The sequence below is a fragment of the Pseudodesulfovibrio sp. JC047 genome (assembly GCF_010468615.1).
GTDB lineage: Bacteria > Desulfobacterota > Desulfovibrionia > Desulfovibrionales > Desulfovibrionaceae > Pseudodesulfovibrio.
Window position 1 is genome coordinate 1 of sequence record NZ_WUEH01000051.1, and the last position, 965, is coordinate 965.

Annotated in this window: 1 protein-coding gene; it reads right to left on the bottom strand. The window is 56.5% G+C overall.

Translation table 11 applies throughout. From position 1 onward, the window contains the following. The coding region (locus GO013_RS16645; RefSeq protein ID WP_163813151.1) for a DDE-type integrase/transposase/recombinase at positions 1-929 on the bottom strand (929 nt) is incomplete at its 3' end. Positions 930-965: the final 36 nt, after the last annotated feature.

Sequence of the window (965 nt, forward strand, 5' to 3'; positions counted from 1 at the left end):
CCGGCTGCCTCGTCAATGGCCGCGACATGCTTGTCTGCCAGAGTATCGGGCTGGGCCTTGTATTCCTGGCCGAACACCGGTGCTGATTTCCAAAATCCAGCGTCGTCCATCTTGACCGGCTCAACGGTCCATATCAGGTCTTCGCCCTGGGAATGGACGATGACATCCACCGCAGGGGCACGGTACGGGTTGACCACCACGCCGACCTTGAGCCGGGGTACCAGTCCGGGGATATGGCGGAGATCGTAGGTCTTACTGCCAAACCCTTTGACGGTGTGGGTGATGGACATGTCCGGTTTAACCAATACTTCTACAGGACGAGTGGTCACCAACTCGCGACAAAGTTCCAAGGACGGAGCCAACCTGAGTTGGTCCTCGGTTATGGTCAGCCAGACATCATTCCGAGTCCTTTGGGTGCGAGTGTGAATAGCGTGAGCATTGAAGTGCTGGCACCATTTGTTCGCCTCGACCTGCAATTCCTTCACGGTCTGAACGCGGAGAAAGGTCAGGCGTGATTCGAACTTGGTTTCAACAATGTTGTTGCCGCACTCCACCTGCCCCTTGGCGCGCGGGTTGCCCGCCTTATGGGTGTCCCACTTCACGCCCAGCCGATCCAGCAGGTTGGTGAATAGGTGCGCGGTATTTGCGCTGCCCTTGTCCATAACCAGCAGTTCGGGAACGCCGTGCATGGGGTCGTTCAGTCCGCGCGGAGTGATGGCGTCCAGGAACACATCAACAAGACCCTGGGCTGATTCACCGGCGGCCTGGACGTATCGGACATAAATCGTGCCCGAGTAGTGGTCGGTTATGACGTAACGCCACACCCGTTCTCTTTCTGTTTTGCGGAAGTTCTGGAGCTTGTTTTTGTAGAACTTGCTTTCCTCCATCACACTCAATCCGCCTTTGGGCAGGTAAAACAGAACGCACATGGACGGATCCACCTGCCAGCAATGGTTGGGATACAG